General features: G+C 60.5%; 12 protein-coding genes. 3 read left to right on the plus strand and 9 right to left on the minus strand.

Annotation, left to right across the window (positions count from 1 at the left end; all coding sequences use genetic code 11):
• Window positions 1-174 precede the first annotated feature (174 nt).
• The 3 genes from BM026_RS01185 to BM026_RS01195 all read left to right on the plus strand — a co-directional run bounded on the left by BM026_RS01185 (window position 175) and on the right by BM026_RS01195 (window position 1,995).
• Entirely contained in the window at window positions 175-342 is a 168-nt protein-coding gene (locus BM026_RS01185; RefSeq protein ID WP_015886569.1) for a rubredoxin, read from the plus strand.
• Window positions 343-379: 37 nt separating this feature from the next.
• The gene (locus BM026_RS01190; protein WP_092241630.1) at window positions 380-1,528 is read left to right on the plus strand and encodes an NAD(P)/FAD-dependent oxidoreductase; all 1,149 of its coding nucleotides are present in this window, start codon (window positions 380-382) and stop codon (window positions 1,526-1,528) included.
• A gap of 191 nt (window positions 1,529-1,719) precedes the next feature.
• Window positions 1,720-1,995: an HU family DNA-binding protein gene (locus tag BM026_RS01195; protein ID WP_003176958.1), complete on the plus strand. Its 276-nt coding sequence runs from the start codon at window positions 1,720-1,722 to the stop codon at window positions 1,993-1,995.
• Between the two features lie 277 nt (window positions 1,996-2,272).
• Here the strand turns inward: BM026_RS01195 and BM026_RS01200 are convergent, their stop codons facing one another.
• The 9 genes from BM026_RS01200 to BM026_RS01240 all read right to left on the minus strand — a co-directional run bounded on the left by BM026_RS01200 (window position 2,273) and on the right by BM026_RS01240 (window position 16,567).
• The gene (locus BM026_RS01200) at window positions 2,273-3,034 is read right to left on the minus strand and encodes a pentapeptide repeat-containing protein (protein WP_170856040.1); all 762 of its coding nucleotides are present in this window, start codon (window positions 3,032-3,034) and stop codon (window positions 2,273-2,275) included.
• The gene (locus tag BM026_RS01205; RefSeq protein ID WP_093514210.1) at window positions 3,031-7,413 is read right to left on the minus strand and encodes an RHS repeat-associated core domain-containing protein; all 4,383 of its coding nucleotides are present in this window, start codon (window positions 7,411-7,413) and stop codon (window positions 3,031-3,033) included. The genes BM026_RS01200 and BM026_RS01205 overlap by 4 nt, the downstream gene beginning before the upstream one ends.
• A gap of 14 nt (window positions 7,414-7,427) precedes the next feature.
• Window positions 7,428-7,862 carry a DcrB-related protein gene (locus tag BM026_RS01210; RefSeq protein ID WP_092241636.1) on the minus strand — a complete coding sequence of 145 codons (435 nt, stop codon included), beginning with the start codon at window positions 7,860-7,862 and terminating at the stop codon, window positions 7,428-7,430.
• A 15-nt stretch (window positions 7,863-7,877) separates the two neighbouring features.
• Window positions 7,878-9,824, minus strand: a complete 1,947-nt coding sequence (locus tag BM026_RS01215) for a type VI secretion system Vgr family protein (protein WP_092241638.1) — start codon at window positions 9,822-9,824, stop codon at window positions 7,878-7,880.
• 147 nt (window positions 9,825-9,971) lie between these two features.
• A complete protein-coding gene (gene tssH, locus BM026_RS01220; protein ID WP_093514209.1) occupies window positions 9,972-12,629 on the minus strand; it encodes a type VI secretion system ATPase TssH in 2,658 nt (885 codons plus the stop codon).
• Complete coding sequence (gene tssG, locus BM026_RS01225; protein WP_058424270.1) at window positions 12,622-13,665, minus strand: type VI secretion system baseplate subunit TssG; 1,044 nt, start codon at window positions 13,663-13,665, stop codon at window positions 12,622-12,624. Before tssG ends, tssH begins: the two co-directional genes overlap by 8 nt.
• The gene (gene tssF, locus BM026_RS01230; RefSeq protein WP_093527155.1) at window positions 13,629-15,488 is read right to left on the minus strand and encodes a type VI secretion system baseplate subunit TssF; all 1,860 of its coding nucleotides are present in this window, start codon (window positions 15,486-15,488) and stop codon (window positions 13,629-13,631) included. Before tssF ends, tssG begins: the two co-directional genes overlap by 37 nt.
• A complete protein-coding gene (gene tssE / locus BM026_RS01235) occupies window positions 15,485-16,000 on the minus strand; it encodes a type VI secretion system baseplate subunit TssE (RefSeq protein WP_005792513.1) in 516 nt (171 codons plus the stop codon). Before tssE ends, tssF begins: the two co-directional genes overlap by 4 nt.
• 78 nt (window positions 16,001-16,078) lie before the next feature.
• On the minus strand, window positions 16,079-16,567 hold the full coding sequence (locus BM026_RS01240) for an Hcp family type VI secretion system effector (protein WP_005792512.1): 489 nt from the start codon (window positions 16,565-16,567) through the stop codon (window positions 16,079-16,081).
• Window positions 16,568-16,715: the final 148 nt, after the last annotated feature.

The following is a 16,715-nucleotide window of genomic DNA, read 5'->3' on the forward strand; positions in this document are numbered from 1 at the left end:
AAGAGGCGGCGAGCTTACCATGGCGTCCAACGTTTTTGCCGGAGGCAACCGGCTGTTTGCGTCGATCATGCTTGCATCTGTCGGCCACCATCAGTACAAAACGCCCTGAGCCGTACGGCAATGCGGGTCTATCGACCGTCGGCCAAGAAGCCTGGACTCCTGAGGAAACAAGTAATGAAGAAGTGGCAATGTGTCGTCTGTGGCCTGATCTACGACGAAAAGGACGGCTGGCCGGATGACGGAATTCTGCCTGGCACCCGTTGGGAAGACGTCCCGGAAGACTGGCTGTGCCCGGACTGCGGCGTGGGCAAAATGGATTTCGAAATGATCGAAATCGGCTGATTCTCGATTTTCAGAAAAGTATTACAAGGAGAAAGGAATGAACGCACCTGTCGTGATCATCGGCACCGGATTGGCCGGTTACAACCTGGCCCGTGAGTTTCGCAAGCTCGACAGCGAAACCCCATTGCTGCTGATCACTGCGGATGACGGGCGCTCCTACTCCAAGCCCATGCTTTCCACCGGGTTTGGCAAGAACAAGGAAGCCGATGGCCTGAGCATGGCTGAACCGGGCGCCATGGCCGAGCAACTCAAGGCCGAAGTGCGCACTCACACCCGCGTCAGCGGTATCGACCCCGGGCACAAGCGCCTGTGGATCGGCGAGGAGGCGGTGGCCTACCGCGACCTGATCCTGGCCTGGGGCGCAGAAACCGTGCGTGTGCCGGTTGAAGGCGATGCGGCTGACCTGATTTTCCCGATCAACGACCTCGAAGACTACGCGCGCTTTCGTGCCGCCGCTGCCGGCAAGCGCCGTGTGCTGCTGCTCGGCGCCGGCCTGATCGGCTGCGAGTTCGCCAATGACCTGATCCTGGGCGGTTATGAAATCGACCTGGTGGCACCGTGCGAGCAAGTCATGCCGACCCTGTTGCACCCGGCCGCCGCCGCCGCGGTACAGGCCGGCCTCGAAGGCCTCGGCGCGCGTTTCCACCTGGGCCCGGTGCTCAATCGCCTGCAGCGCACCGCTGATGGCCTGGAAGCTCACCTGTCGGACGGTGAAGTGATCGCCTGCGACCTGGTGGTCTCGGCCATCGGCCTGCGCCCACGCGTCGACCTGGCCGCCGCCGCCGGCCTGCAGACCAATCGCGGGATCATGGTGGACCGCCACCTCAAGACCTCCCACGCCAATATCTACGCCCTGGGCGACTGCGCCGAGGTCGACGGACTGAACCTGCTGTACGTGATGCCGCTGATGAGCTGCGCCCGTGCGTTGGCCCAGACCCTGGCCGGCAACGCCACCGCCGTCAGCTACGGCCCGATGCCAGTGACCGTGAAAACCCCGATCTGCCCGCTGGTGGTTTCGCCACCGCCTCGGGGCACCGAAGGCGTCTGGAGTGTCGAAGGCGAGGGCGCCGACATCAAGGCCCTGTGCCGTGACGCCAGCGGTCGCCTGCTGGGTTACGCACTGACTGGCAGCGCCGTGATGGAAAAACTCGCCCTCAACAAAGAACTTCCGCCGTTGCTGGCGTAAATACCGGTCGTTCTGTCGGAATAAGCACGTTTTTCCCTCCAGAAAGGTCGCCGCTAGACTGGCGGAGCGTGCGAGGGCATGCCATCCTCACTCCCGTCTGCCGCAGAGTAGAGCCTGCGGCGCTTTGGGCGCTGCTCCAGAAGAGAGCAGCACGGACATAACAACAAAAAACCGTCAAAGAGGCTTCACTTATGCGTAAACCAGAACTCGCAGCCGCCATCGCTGAAAAAGCCGATCTCACTAAAGAACAGGCCAACCGCGTCCTCAACGCCGTTCTCGAAGAAATCACCGGCGCCCTGCACCGCAAGGACAGCGTCACCCTGGTTGGCTTCGGCACCTTCCTGCAACGCCACCGTGGCGCTCGCACTGGCAAAAACCCTCAAACCGGTGAGCCGGTGAAGATCAAGGCGAGCAACACCGTTGCGTTCAAGCCGGGCAAGTCGCTGAAAGACACTGTCAACGCGTAATAGCGTTACCGTCTCGAAGGGGGCGGGGTGGTAGGAGAGATGGGCACGCCGACTGGATCGGGTGCCCATTTTTTGTGGGGTATTGATACGTATGCCAATTCAAGCCAGTTCGTCTAATCGCGTTTTAGAGCGTCGACTTGCTCTTCCACTGCCTTGACGACATCAGCGCCACCTTCCCCGATATCAACAAATTCCCACTCCTCACTGGGCGGGTCAATCATCTTGGCCAGTGTTGAAATAGCGTGCACGATCAAAGGCTTCAACTGTACTGTGCTGTTTAAGAATCCTGGAGAAGTGAAATAAATCGTGCGGTGAATTCTGCGCCTTCATATTCTTCCAGATTGTCAGTGTTGAAAACTGCACCTCGTTGAGTTGTGAGTTTTAACAGTCGTCGCTTTAATATTTTGTTGATCTGGCTTTCAGGTTCCGCAGAGATCACTGTGAGTGCTTTTTTTGCGCGGGCTGCCACATCCTTAAAGAAAACGTGTTTGGCCTCGGCGGGGGGTATGATGTTTTCCAGGTTGCAGTTTTCAAAGGTTACATAGTCAAGTTTGCAAAGTTCAAAGTCGACAGAAATTGGGGTGTGGGGCTGATCTGATATAAAACGGACTTCCTGGAGTTTTCCAATGAATTTAATGTTGGTTATATTTTTTGCGTTAAACGAGTTATCAATGATTTTGCACTGAGAAAAGGTGCAGCTGACAAAGGTGCAATCCTTCAAGGATGCTTCACGGAAGTTGCATTTCACAAACGTGCAGTTTTCGAATTTGCTATTGCTGAAGCCGGATGCCTGAAAATCCGCATTCTTGAACGAGCAACGGGTCAAGGATGTTTTATTGAAGAATCGCGAGCCGGAAAAGTCAGCTTTCTCAAAGTCGCAATTTTCCAAAACACATTGGTCAAAAATCGGATCGCAGAGGTTCGCGTTTTTCAGTTTGCAACCACTGATGAGCTCGTTTTCAAAGCGCGTTTTTTTAGGCAAAACAAGTCCGTCCTGCTCAACGCCGGACAGTACCTTTGATGGAATTTTTTCACTCACCATAATATTCCTTCATAACCATTGCCCCAGTCCCCGTAACGCCGCTGATGCGTGCCCCTTTTCCAATCAGCCTTCGTCGTGAGATCCCACCAGGTTTTAGTTTTAGTTTCATACACATCGGGTAGGCGTTGCCCTGATTTGGATACCTCCAAATGCCCCAGTGACGGGTCATTTTTTACTCTGTTTTTGAAGTCTGCATCTATTCTCTGCCCTACATACCGGCGATAGCGTGATCGTGCTTGTCCGAGATCACCTCTGTCATAGGCTCGTTTTACTGCTGCTCTCTGTTTCGGGGTCAACGACCGTTGAGGGTTACTGTAAACAGCCTTTCTAGCGGCATTGGCGTGTGCCTGAAGCTTGGCTGTTGTTGAACCGCAAGGTGCCCATCCCAACGGATCGATCCATCCGGAAGGATTAGGAGAATACTGATAAAGGTTAAAACCTCCTGCCAGCCCAACAGGGTCCGGCGTTGTAAAGCGCCCTATATCCGGATCATAAAACCGAAATGTATTGAAATGCAGCCCCGTCTCCCGGTCCAGGTACTGTCCCTGGAATCGTAGGTTCTGCTCTTCAATGTAGTAAGGCTCGCGCACTTCCTCGGAGGTATTGCCCCACACTTGGTAACTGGCCTGCCAGAGGGGGTGTCCATCGGCCTCGGTAAGCTGCTCAGGGAGGCCGTTCAGATCATTGTGGTAATAGCGAATTTTTTCAAGCGACCCGGTACCGTCTATTCGGGCCAGAGGCTCGTAGCTTTCCCCTTCATAAACATAAAGGCTCGTCTGGCTGTGCTTATGCTCTTGCAACAGGCGTAAACCATCCCAGGTGAAACGTGTCTGACCCAGCGGATAGCCATCGTCGTCATATTCGTTTTTTTCGACGCGTCGACCCAGTGGGTCATAGGTCATCCTGACCACGCTGCCGCTCTCATTTCGCACTTCAACCAGCCGACTTTCCGCGTCATAGGCAAAGCGCTGAAAACCACGCATGCCGCTGCGTTTTTCGATCATACGGCCCATGGCATCGTATCGATAACGCTTGTCCTGATAGGTGAGCAGCCGGTTATGTCGTACAAGTCCCCCTTGATGCCCGCTATCCAGCAGGTTGGCTGCGGCGTCATAGGCGTAGGTTTCGCTCTTTCCGACGTGGTGGCAGACAAGAATGCGGTCGGTGCTGTCGTAACCCAAGTGCTCTTGGCGATCGTGAATACGGCCGATGCGACGACGCCCGATCAGGTTATCGCTGGAATCGTAGCTGTAGCCAGTCTCGACCAACGGCGGCAACTGCCACGGTTGGTCAATACTGCGGCGCTGCCGTGAGCGAATCCTGCCACTGCGGTCGTATGTGGTACTTGTCTTGAGTTGGCCTTGAGTGCGCTGTACTTCGCGGTGCAAACGATCACGCTCGAAGTCGCTGATGACCTTTCCGTCGAGATTTAACTGATGCAGGTGGCCGCTGCCGTAGTAGAGTCGGTTCAGCCATCGACCGTCGGGCAACCGGGTCTGAATCAGGTTCCCCAATTCGTCGTAGCAATGCTGTAGGGAGCCCGCTGTACTTTGCTCCTGCAGCAGTTGCCCAAGCGCATCGTAGCTGAAGTCCAGTCGATGCTGTCGACCGTCAGGCGCGGTGGACGTGACGCTGACCAGTTGATCGTTCAGATCATGTTCGTAAACGGTGATGCCGTCTGCGGTGACTTTACTGACCAGGCGTCCGATTGGGTCTCGTTGAAACTGGTGTGAGAACGGCGCTACCGGTTCGCCTTCCGTCCCCGGCAGATAGTCCACGGCGACGACATCATCCAGCGGATCATAGGTGTAGCAGCGCCGACTCTGGTCGAGGTCTTGCTGTTGCACCATGCGGTCGGCCGCATCCCACTCGAAGCGGTAGCTTTCGCCGTTCTCATTGGTCAGCTTGCGCAGTCGCCCGTAGGCGTCGTGATCAAACATGACCGTGCGGTTATGCGCATCCCAGCGTTGCTTGACCAGGCCGCGTGTGTCATAGGCGTAGCGCGTGGTGCTACCGGCGGGATCGACATGGGCCGTCAGATAACCGCTGGCGCTGCGCTGGAACTGTTCCACACGGCCATCCGGGAGTTGGCTCTCCAAGAGCAGCCCTCGAGGGCCGTACCGGTAGCGCACCGACTCGCCTTCTGCATTGGTTTGCACCACCAGATTGCCAAAGGCGTCGTACTGATAACGAGTGGGATAACCCGAGCAATCCACCGCTTCGACCAGTTGGCTCCACTCGTTCCAATGCAGCACTTTGGTTTTTTCCGTGGCATCGATGATGCGCACCGGCTGACCGAAACCGTCATAGACATAGCAAGTACGGTTGCCCAGTGGGTCGATTTCTTCGATGCAGTTGCCTCGCTGGTCGTAGCGATAATGCCAACTGTTGCCCGCCGGATCAGTTTCCACTTGGGGCAATGCCCAGTGCGCCAGCCACTGCGTGCTACTGGTCCTGGCCAATGGATCGATCACCGTGCTCAGGTTGCCGGACGCGTCATAGTTGAAGCGCCACTGGCCGTTTTGCGGGTCAATCGCACCGAGCAACTGGCGATCTTCGTTCCACTCGAACTGCCACGTATGGCCCAGGTTATCGACGTAGCGAGTGATCTGGTACTGCGGGTTCCAATGCCGTGTGCTGACGCGCATCAGGCCGTCGGTCACACGGGTAATACCAGCGTAGAGATCGTAGTCGAAGGTGTACTCATCGCCAGCGTCTGTCCAGTGGCGGCTCACGCGCCACTCCTCGCCGTGCGGCCCGGGCACTGCACCCCATTGGTAGAAGCAGCGCAGGCCAACGGGCAATTGGTGTTCGACCATTCGCCGGCAATTGTCATAAGCAAAGCGTCGAAGGGTCGTACCTTGCCCGTCCAAGACTTCAGCCAGGTCGCCGTGACTGTCATAGCGGTAACTGACGAGCACATCGCTGCGCGCTTCGAAATGTTGCTGGTGCAGGTAACGTCGTTCGATTTCGCTCACGCGCCGTGGGTGTTCGGCCGAGTAGCTCAGCTCTACGTGCATCAAGTCATGGGTGTCGCGTAGGCGATACAGCCGCCCCTGAGTGTCGTAGTCGAGAAAGATCCGCCCTTCATTGCGATCACCCAGCAGATGCAGGCGCATCCGCGAACTGTTTAGCGGGTCGGCTTCGAACAGTCGATACAGGCCGTCGATACTCTCGATCAATATTGCGCCGTCACCGCTGCGCCTGACCGCAAGGCCTTCGCCCGGATCGAAGGCTCCACCGGACAAGGGGATATAACCGATCTCCAGGCGGCGCCCCTGCTCATCGATGTAGAACAGGTTATCGTCTGCCTCTATCTCGATCGACACCTCATACGCAACGCTCCAGCTGGCGCCAAAGAGGCCATCCCGGCGTGTGTCGAGGCTGCTGTAGAAACGCTGCCAATCTATCGGGAGCAAGCCCGGGAGGATGAAGTCGAGTTCCTCGTCCCCGCCCAGGATCTTGGCCCCGGTCGCGCTGTGAACCGGATTGGGCGAGCCATTTGTGGCGCTCTTGAGCGCAGAGGTGATCTTGCTGGTTGCGTAAGAGACGGCACCTCCTACCAACAAACCTCCGACCAGGCACGGCAGCTTGCTCCAGAAACACTTCAGGTTGCCTCGCAACGCCATCACCACAGCAATCGCCAGGCCTACGCCGGGCGTTTTTCCGCTGCGAATTTCCTGCACCACGATGGTCTCACCACCGATGCGCACATCCGGCGAGATCAGACCCTGGGCTGTCCCTACCTTGGCGTCACAGGTGCTGCGATCGCCGCTTCGCGCTGCAGGTTGCCCATTGATGAACACTGAGCTTGAGCCCTCTGCAATGAATTGCAAGGGCATCGGCGGGTGCTTGTTGCACGCAACGGTGTCCAGTCGGCAAGGCTCGGTGCCGGGAGCGGGTGAGGCGACGGTCGGTCGCCACAGTTGAGAGAAAAACTCCCCGGCCATGTCCAGAAAGCTCGGTTCTGGTGGCTCACTGGGGGCCACCGGCACAGCGGTCATCTTGCCAGCCGCTCGTGCAGCCTTTTTCCCGTTGATGAAAACGTTGTCTGAACCACTGGTAATGAAGGCGTCGATCACCGGTGGAAACACCCAATTGGCAGCTGACTCGCACCAACTGGATATTTTCAGATCGGCCCCTGTAAGCCCCGCGGTGATCCCGACGACCGCACCCACGACCAAAACCAATGCAACGCCACCGGTGGCGATGGTTGCGCCGGTTGTTATAGCAACCGCCGCCGCGACCGCGAGGCAGCCCACGTAGGTGATTGCCGCATAGGCGGCCACTTCCAGTACACCGCCGAGAATATCGGCCATCACCGAGGTGTGCAGCAGTGCGTCGCCTTCGCGGGCGGCCCAGAGGTCTTCACTCATTGCTCAGTTTCGACTCAGGGCGTGGCGAGAAAGGTGAGGGTGTTTTTCAGTGTTGCCCAATGCGCTGCCTCGGCAGACCCCAAGGGCTGGGTCTTTACGTAGCTGAGGGCGATCAAGCGACGTGTGCCGGGTATCTGCATGGCCAACTGATACTGGTAAATGTTGTCGCTGCCTTTATTGAAACGGTTCTGCACCTCAAAGGCATCGATATCCTGCGCCGGCCCCACCTTGATAGCTTGCGCTGGCGAATAACGAAGGTCTTTGACTTGCTGTTCAAGCTTCTTAAGCTGGCCCTCGAAGTTGCTGTGCAAGGTCTCGCCCTCCGCCAGTGGGCTGCGACTGACCACCAGCGTGGTACCCAGGCTGGCGAACTTGAGAATATTGATTGAGGTGTCCTGCACCTCGGCATCTGGCAGGGTGAATTGGGCTTCGTTAATTACGTAATTCATGGTGGGGAAATCTCGTTATTGATCAGCGCCGGGCTTGCCGGAAAATTTTGATTCGACGGCGGACTTGATCGTGCTTTGCACACCTTGGGCGCCGGGCGATGTGCCCTTGTCGCTGCCCAGGTTGATGTCCAGTTTTCCTTTCGTCTGGATCTTGCTGCTGCCGCTGGAAAACAGATTGAACGAGCCACAGGTCAGGTTGATGTCTCCACCGGCCTTGAGCTCGATCACACTGTCGCCGCACACCAGGCGAATACTCTCGCCGGCCTCGATCGTGTAGTGCGTGGCGGCGCTGTCCGATTTGGCGCCGCCCACCAGTACGGTGTCGTTGCTGCGCACGACACGCAGGCGGTTGTTGCCAATCGTCACCGTCTCGTTATGCCCGATGCTCTTGTTGCGGTCATGCCCCACCGAATGGCTCTCATCCACCTCGACCACGATGTCTTGATTACGCTCGGCATGGATATACAACTGCTCCAGCCCCTTCTTGTCCTCCATGCGGATTTCATTGAAGTTGGCCGGCGTGCCGCCCTTGCTCGAGCGGCTTTTCATGCCGCTCTGTGTGGCGTTTTCCGGCAGGTCGTAGGGCACGGTCTGCTCGGCGTTGTACACCCGCCCAGTGATGATCGGTCGGTCGGGATCACCTTCCAGAAAGCTCACAATCACTTCCTGGCCGATCCGTGGGATCTGCATCGAGCCCCAGTTCTTGCCGGCCCAGGATTGCGACACGCGAATCCAGCACGAGCTGTTCTCGTTGGATTGGTCGTGACGGTCCCAGTAGAAGTGCACCTTGACGCGGCCGTACTGGTCGGTCCAGATTTCCTCGCCCTTGGGGCCGACCACCAGCGCGGTCTGCGGGCCTTTGACGATAGGGCGGTGGGTGATGGCCAGCGGGCGGAAACTCTGTTGGGCGTCAATGCAGGTCAGGCTGCTTTCGAACTGTGCCGAGCCCGAGCCGCCGCCGCTCTCCAGGCTTTCCTGGACGATGTAGTAGCGGCAGCCGATGATCAGGTATTCACGGTTCTGGTCCTGGCGACTGAAGCCGGTGAGGCTGAACAAATGCCCCGAACCCAAACCCCGCGCATTGCCGCTGAATTCGATCTGCTCATGCAGGGTCTGCAGGGCTTCGATGCGGGTGCGTGCGTAGTGTTCGCCGTCCTCGCTTTGCACGTAGGTGCCGGGGTAGTCGTACAGCGGGTAGTCGCCGGCGGTGTGCGGGCGTGGCATGGCCGAGCGCACATCGATGCTGGCGCTGGGGCGCTGGAAGTCGTAGTCGTTGAGCTCCAGCGAACCGGGCTGCACCTCCTGCGCCAGGTGCCAGTTGTGCATGTGGTCGCGTTCGCGCTGCTGCTCGTCCTTGGGGTAATACGGGACCGACGCGTAGCCTGGCACCGTGGTGTGGGCGCCGTAGGCGTCGGCCAGCACCAGCACATGGCGGTCCTGTTCGTGGCGGAAGAAATAGTAGATGCCTTCCTGTTCCATCAAGCGGCTGACGAAATCGAAGCTGGTCTCGCGGTACTGCACGCAATATTCCCACTCGCGGTACGGCCGGCTCAGGGCGTCTTCGAAATCGGAAAAACCCAGGTCGCGGAACACCTGCTTGATGATCTGCGGGATGCTCAGGTTCTGGAAAATCCGGCAATCGGAGGTGCGGCTGAGCAACCACAGCCAAGGGCGCAGCGTCACCTGGTAACTGGCGAACTGGCCCTGGTCGATGTTCTGGCTGCACCGTGCGACGATGCCGTGGAAGTGCCGTTCACCGCCGTCCGCCAACTGCAGGCCCACGCTCATGGGTTTGCCGAGCAATTGGTTGAGGTCGATGTTGGCATCCAGGGACGTCAGTTGCAGCTCGTAGTTGAACAGCCGCCCCAGCTCTTCGCCGCCGCCCATTTCATTGAGCAGCAGTACATCCGGCCCGAGGGGGCTGGTGATTTTGGCCAGGCGTGAGGCTTGGTTGAATAGCATCGAAATACCCTAATAACTGAAGGAACCCAATCCAATGTGGGAGGGAGCTTGCTCCCGATAGCAGTGTGTCAGTGGATGCATCAGGTGACTGATTCACCGCCATCGGGGGCAAGCCCCCTCCCACATGTTGAGCAGTATTCCGTCAGGTCAATCGTTGAACTGGTAGTGCAATTCATTATCCCGACTGCTGATCTGTACCCCCGCCAACGCCTTGCCCTCCAACATGCGCGTGAGGAATTCACGGCTCATGTCCGGCAGCAGGCTGTTGGTCAGGATGGTGTCGATCATGCGCCCGCCGCTTTCGGTTTCGGTGCAACGCGAGACGATCAAATCGACCACCGCGTCGTCGTAGTCGAAGGCCACTTTGTGAGTGCTCTCCACACGCTTCTTGATGCGGTTCAGTTGCAGGCGGGTGATCGCCTTGAGCATCTCGTCGCTGAGCGGATAGTACGGAATGGTCACCAGACGGCCGAGCAGAGCCGGCGGGAAAATCTCCAGCAGCGGCTGGCGCAGGGCCTTGGCGATGTCTTCCGGCTCCGGGATGTTCGCCGGGTCTTTGCACACCTGGGAAATCAGCTCGGTGCCGGCGTTGGTGGTCAGCAGGATCAGGGTGTTCTTGAAGTCGATCACCCGGCCTTCGCCGTCCTCCATCACGCCCTTGTCGAACACCTGGAAGAAGATCTCATGCACGTCCGGGTGGGCTTTTTCCACCTCGTCCAGCAGCACCACGCTGTAGGGCTTGCGCCGCACCGCTTCGGTCAGCACGCCGCCTTCGCCGTAGCCGATATAGCCTGGAGGCGCACCCTTGAGGGTCGACACCGTGTGGGCTTCCTGGAATTCGCTCATGTTGATGGTGATGACATTCTGTTCGCCGCCGTACATGGCTTCGGCCAGGGCCAGGGCGGTTTCGGTCTTGCCCACGCCCGAGGTGCCCGCCAGCATGAACACGCCAATCGGCTTGCTCGGGTTGTCGAGGCCGGCGCGGGAGGTCTGGATGCGCTTGGCGATCATCTGCAGGGCGTGGTCCTGGCCGATGATGCGTTTTTTCAGGTGCTGGTCGAGGTTGAGCACCGTCTCCAACTCATTGCGCGCCATGCGGCCGACCGGAATGCCGGTCCAGTCAGCGACCACCGAGGCCACGGCCTGGTAATCCACGGTGGGCAGGATCAGCGGGGTTTCGCCTTGCAGGACGGTGAGGCGCTGTTGCAGGTCGACCAGTTGGGCGCGCAGTTCATCGTTGCCACTGTCCACGACGCCCGCCTTTTCACGTAGCGTTGCACGGGTGGCTAGCAACTCGTCCACCAAGGTTTTCTCTTCAGCCCAGCGGCTTTCCAAGGTCGCCAGACGCTCACGCTCAGCGCTCAACAGCGCCTCTGTATTGGTCTGGCGCGCACCAATCGCAATGCCAATGGCATGTTCGCGAGCGATGATCTGCAACTCGGTTTCCAGCGCCTCGATACGACGACGGCTGTCGTCCACTTCCGCCGGCACCGCGTGCAGGCTGATGGCGACGCGGGCGCAGGCGGTGTCCAGCAGGCTCACGGATTTGTCCGGCAACTGGCGCGCCGGGATGTAGCGGTGGGACAGCTTCACCGAAGCTTCCAGCGCTTCGTCGAGGATCTGCACCTGGTGGTGTTTTTCCATGGTCGAGGCCACGCCGCGCATCATCAGCAGCGCCTTGTCTTCCGACGGTTCGGCGACTTGCACGACCTGGAAGCGGCGAGTCAGGGCCGGGTCTTTCTCGATGTGTTTCTTGTACTCGGCCCAGGTGGTGGCGGCCACGGTGCGCAAGGTGCCACGGGCCAGGGCCGGCTTGAGCAGGTTGGCGGCATCACCTGTTCCGGCGGCGCCACCGGCACCCACCAGCGTGTGAGCTTCGTCGATAAACAGGATGATCGGCTTCGGCGAGGCCTGGACGTCTTCGATAACCTGGCGCAGGCGCTGTTCGAACTCGCCTTTCATACTGGCGCCGGCTTGCAGCAGGCCCACATCGAGGCTGCGCAGCTCTACGTCTTTCAGCGCGGGCGGCACGTCCCCGGCGACGATGCGCAAAGCGAAGCCTTCGACCACGGCGGTCTTGCCCACCCCGGCTTCACCGGTGAGGATCGGGTTGTTCTGGCGGCGGCGCATAAGGATGTCGACCAGTTGGCGGATCTCTTCATCGCGGCCAACAATCGGATCGAGCTTGCCGCTGCGCGCCTGTTCGGTCAGGTCGACAGTGAAGCGCTTGAGCGCTTCCTGCTTGCCCATCGCACTCGGCGCCATCGCGCCGCTGGCTTCGCCCGGCACGGCGCCGGCGTTGAAACCGTCGCTGGCGCTGAGCGCGTTTTCCGGCGAGTCGCCCACGTATTCATCAAAGCGTTCGCTCAGGGCCTCGGCCTTGATCTTGTCGAATTCGGCGGACAAACCCAGCAGCGCGTGACGCAGGCTCGGCGTCTTGAGAATGCCCAGCACCAGGTAACCGGTGCGCACCTGGCTTTCGCCGAACATCAGGCTGCCGTAGACCCAGCCGCGCTCGACGGCTTCTTCCACATGGGACGACAGGTCGGTGATCGACGTCGAGCCACGCGGCAGGCGGTCCAGCGCTTCGGTAAGGTCACGGGCCAGGCGTGCCGGCTCGACGTTGAACTGGCGGATGATGCGGTGCAGGTCCGAGTCCTGCAGTTGCAGCAACTGGTGAAACCAGTGGGCCAGTTCCACATACGGGTTGCCCCGCAGTTTGCAGAACACGGTGGCGGCTTCGATGGCCTTGTAGGCCACGCTGTTGAGTTTGCCGAACAGTGCGGCGCGACTGATTTCACCCATGCTCTGGATTCCTTGAGGTGGTGGCGTGGTCGGCGTAGTGCCGGGCCAGGATTAGGTCGTTGGCGTCATGCTCGGGTTTACCGAGCCAGGTGTTGAAGCCCAGGCGGAACTGGCCGTTGAGTTGCAGCGCCGGGACTTCGGGTTGTTGCAAAACCAGGTTCAGGTCCCAGTCCAGTTCATGGCCCAGGTACTCGGCCACCCACGCCACCAGTTCGTTGAATGGCTGGTGGCCGGGCAGCATGCCCATGTAGTCATCCAGCGTGAGCGGGCCCAGGCGGATACGGAATTTGTGCTGGCGGTCCCACACGAAGCTGCCCAGGCAAAAGTCCACGCCCAGGCGGTTGGCGCTCACACTCACGCGGCTGCGTTCGGGCAGTTCCAACCATTGGCCTACGTACTCTTCGATCTCTACCGGCAGGCCGAAATACTCGCTGAGAATCGCCTTCAGGCCGTCCGGGTAGCGGGTTTGCGCCGACAGGTGGCCGCTGTAGTGCAGCTTGGCGGTATCCGGGATCAGCCCCTGATTCAGCAGGCTCGGCATGCCCCGGCCGCTCAGCGCGGCGAGGCGTGCCGACCAGTAGTCATCGTCCGGGCGGTCGTGGCTGACGGTCGGCCGCGCCTCGGCCCAGGCCCGGTAAAACAGGCTGAGCAGGCGATGGTGGAACACATCCAGGAACTGCTTGCTGGTGCTGTCGGCGTTGTTGCGCTGACGCTCGCGCACGTACTCGGTGATGTGCAGCGGCAGCGGGCCGTTGGGGCCGCCAAGACCGAAGAAGAACTGCTCCAGGCGCGCCGGCTTGCCGTCGCCGCCGGGGTCGACCGAGGCCAGCGTGGCCGGGGCGAAGGTGCAATCGGCCTGTTGCCCCAGGCGCAGCGGGTCATCCGCCAGGCGCAGGGAATGGCCCAGGCGCGGCAGCTCCGGCGATTCGCACTCGATACGGCGCAGCGCCTGGAAGAAATCGTATTCCCAGGGCTCCTGATGCATCGCATCCAGGGTACTCACAGGGTCGGACGACGTCCGGGCTTGGCTTTCCATCGCATGATCTCGCCGCGTTCGGTGGTACGGATCACCGTCTCGGTAAAACTGTTGATCGACACGTAGCGTGCCAGGAAGCGTTCCAATACCGCACCGAGCAGGAACACGCCGGTGCCGCGAAACGCGTTTTCATCGAATTCCAGGGTGATCTCCAGGCCCCGGCCAAACACGATCGGGCCGGGCATCGGCAGGCGTCGGGTCACGGCTTTGCTGCTGACCTCGCGCAGGCCTTCGATCTGCAATTGCAGCGCGGCGTCGTTGCTGTCGCCGTACAGGCGCAGCAGTTCGCGCAAGGCGCCGGCGCCCTGGCCCTGTTCACTCAGGGACAAATAGTTGAGCGAGAGCTGGCTGATCAGGCGCCAGGCCTTGGCGTCATGGGCGTGGCTGGGGCGCGGGCGGCTGGGGCCTGCCACGCAGCGCACCGACAATACCGGCGCGCTGTCGGCCAGGGTGAAGTCGGTCTTGCCGTTGCCCACGCTCATGAACAACGGCAGATCGCGGTTGGTGCACAGTGCGGTCACGCCGAGCTGGCGCAGATCGTGGCGGTACGGCGACTGCCGGCTGTCCACCAGGCTGACAAAGGTTTCGCTGCCCACATAGGTGGAGCGCGGCCCGTTGCGGCGCTGGTCGCTGGACAGTACGCGCGGTTCGCGACGCACGGTGTAGTACGCCTGGTCGCGGCCATAGCGCGACGGGTCGCGCACCGCGTAGAACGGCAAAAACGGCTGCTCCAGCCCGGTGCCGTGGCCGGTGATGCCGCTCAGGGAGTGAATCTCGAAATCCATCGGCCGTGTGCGATCGGCGATCACATGGTGTTCATTGACCCGGTCGGACAAGTGGATACGATCCACGCGCTTGGGGAACAGGTTGATCGCCGGGGTGCAGAACGGCAGGAACTGCGCTGCGCCGACGCTGCCTTCCAGGCTCGGTTCGTGGCGGTCGAACAGCACGATCAGTTCCAGCTCCTGGCCGTCGCAACGCTTGACCGCACGGCTCAGCTCGGCGAATTCGACGAACAGGAAGCGGTGGGGCAGGGCGAAGTATTCCTGCAGCAGGCGATAGCCCTGGAAGGCGCGTGCGACGACCGGCATCGCGGCGTCGGCGTCATCAAAACCACGGGAGCGCAGCGCATCTTGCGGCAGGCGCTCGACCCAATCGCCACCGGGCTTGCGTGCGAACACCGCGCAGGCATTGCCCAGCAGTTGCTCGTAGAGACGGAACGGTTGCTCGTCGGCGCCGCTGAGGTACAGCGGCAGGCTGTCCAGGTCGAGGCTGTTGAACGGCAGCTCGGCGCCGGTGCGCAGGGTCAGGCGCAGACCGGCCTTGGCTTTCGGCTCACTGGCGGCTAAGCGTCCCAATACGGCGGCAGGGTTGCCGAAGTACTCGGCGTTGCTCACCTGCAGCGGCCACAGCGTCACCGGGTGAGCGGTGCGGTACTCGCAGCAGGTCTGGGTTTCGCGGCCCAGGGCGGCGCGCAGGACGGTGTCGCGGGGCAGCGGGAAACCACTGGCCAGCGAGCCTTCGTCCGGGTCGGTCTGCAACTGCACCACCGTCATCGACGGTGTCGGTGCCAGGTAGTGCGGGTAGGCGATTTCCAGCAGGTTGTGGGTGAAGGTCGGGTACTCGGCGTCGAGCTTGAGCTGCACGCGGGCCGTGAGGTAGGCAAAGCCTTCGAGCAAGCGTTCGACGTACGGGTCGGCGCAGTCCATACCGGACAGGGTCAGCCGACTGGCGATCTTCGGGTATTCCTTGGCGAACTCCGCGGCGCTTTCGCGCACGTGGTGCAGTTCCTGGTTGTACAGCTCCAGCAGGCGCGGGTTCATGGGCGCCTCCGCTGGTCGGCATTGACCACGCGTACGTGGCCGGATTCCAGGTCGAGGTCGGTTTGCAGCAACAGGCGCAACGGCACCGGCTGGGCCCACAGGTCGCCTTCGATCTCGAAACTCAGGGCGTTGTGGTTCATTTCGCCATGGCCGACACGGGCTTTGACACGCAGGGTGTGGCGCAGGATGCGCGGCTCAAAGGTGGCGATGGCCTGGTAGATCAGGGCTTCCAGCGCCTTGATATCCACGCTGGAAACACTGTTGCCCGCCAGCGCCGGCAGGCCGTAATTGACCACCGAGGTGCCGGCTGGAGTGTGCAGTGTGGCATCGGCATCGAGCAACGACGTGGTGTTGAGCAGCCACGCCAGGTCACGCAGCACCGAGGCTTTCAATTGGGTCAGGGACAGCACGCGTTTGTCGGCGCTTTCCTTGGGATTGGTTGGATCGTCGTCCGTCAGCCGGTCCAACAGGGACGGTTGCAGACGGTCGCGGGAAGCGATTTCAGTTACCACCAAAGCAGCTCCACGGACGGGTTGCGAGAGGGACAAAAAACCAGGGGCCGTGGCATGGCGCCACGGCCACCAGGGCTATCAGCGCTTGGTGTTGGAACGGATGTTCCAGCCAAACTTGATCGCGCCGCCGTCTTTGGTGCCGTCGGCTTTCTGCGGCTGGTAGTCGACCATCACTTGGGCGAAGTTCAGGGTGACGTTCTCGGTCAGGCGGTCATCGGTGCCCGAACCGCCGGTGCTCAGCGAGGTCACCAGCACTTCTTCCAGGTTGATCACCATGTACTCGACCTGGCTTTCGCCACCGGCCTTGCGCACGGTCAGCTTGACCTTGTCGATGTGCTTGCCGCTGGCGCAGTGCATCATCAGGTTCGGCGAAGCCTTGTCGACGTACTTGGTCAGCGACAGGTCCTGGATGTTCACCTTGCCCGCGCCGCCACCGCCGCCCACGTGCATGTTGCCGGACTGGGCCATGCCCCAGCTCCAGTTCAGCACGTCGATTTCGTCCTTGTGGGCCTTGTCCATGGACTCGCCCTTGATGTCGCCGATCTTGATGAAAATATCAACAGCCATGTTTTCTCCCTGTGTGGCGTGGGCCACTGAATTTGATTAACTCCAAATGGGCAGTGCTTTTGTGTGGGAGGGGGCTTGCCCCCGATGCAGGCACCTCGGTGTGTCAGTTACACCCCGGTGATGCCATCGGGGGCAAGCCCCCTCCCAC

Origin of the sequence: Pseudomonas sp. NFPP24 (genome assembly GCF_900112095.1) — a bacterium.
GTDB lineage: Bacteria > Pseudomonadota > Gammaproteobacteria > Pseudomonadales > Pseudomonadaceae > Aquipseudomonas > Aquipseudomonas extremorientalis.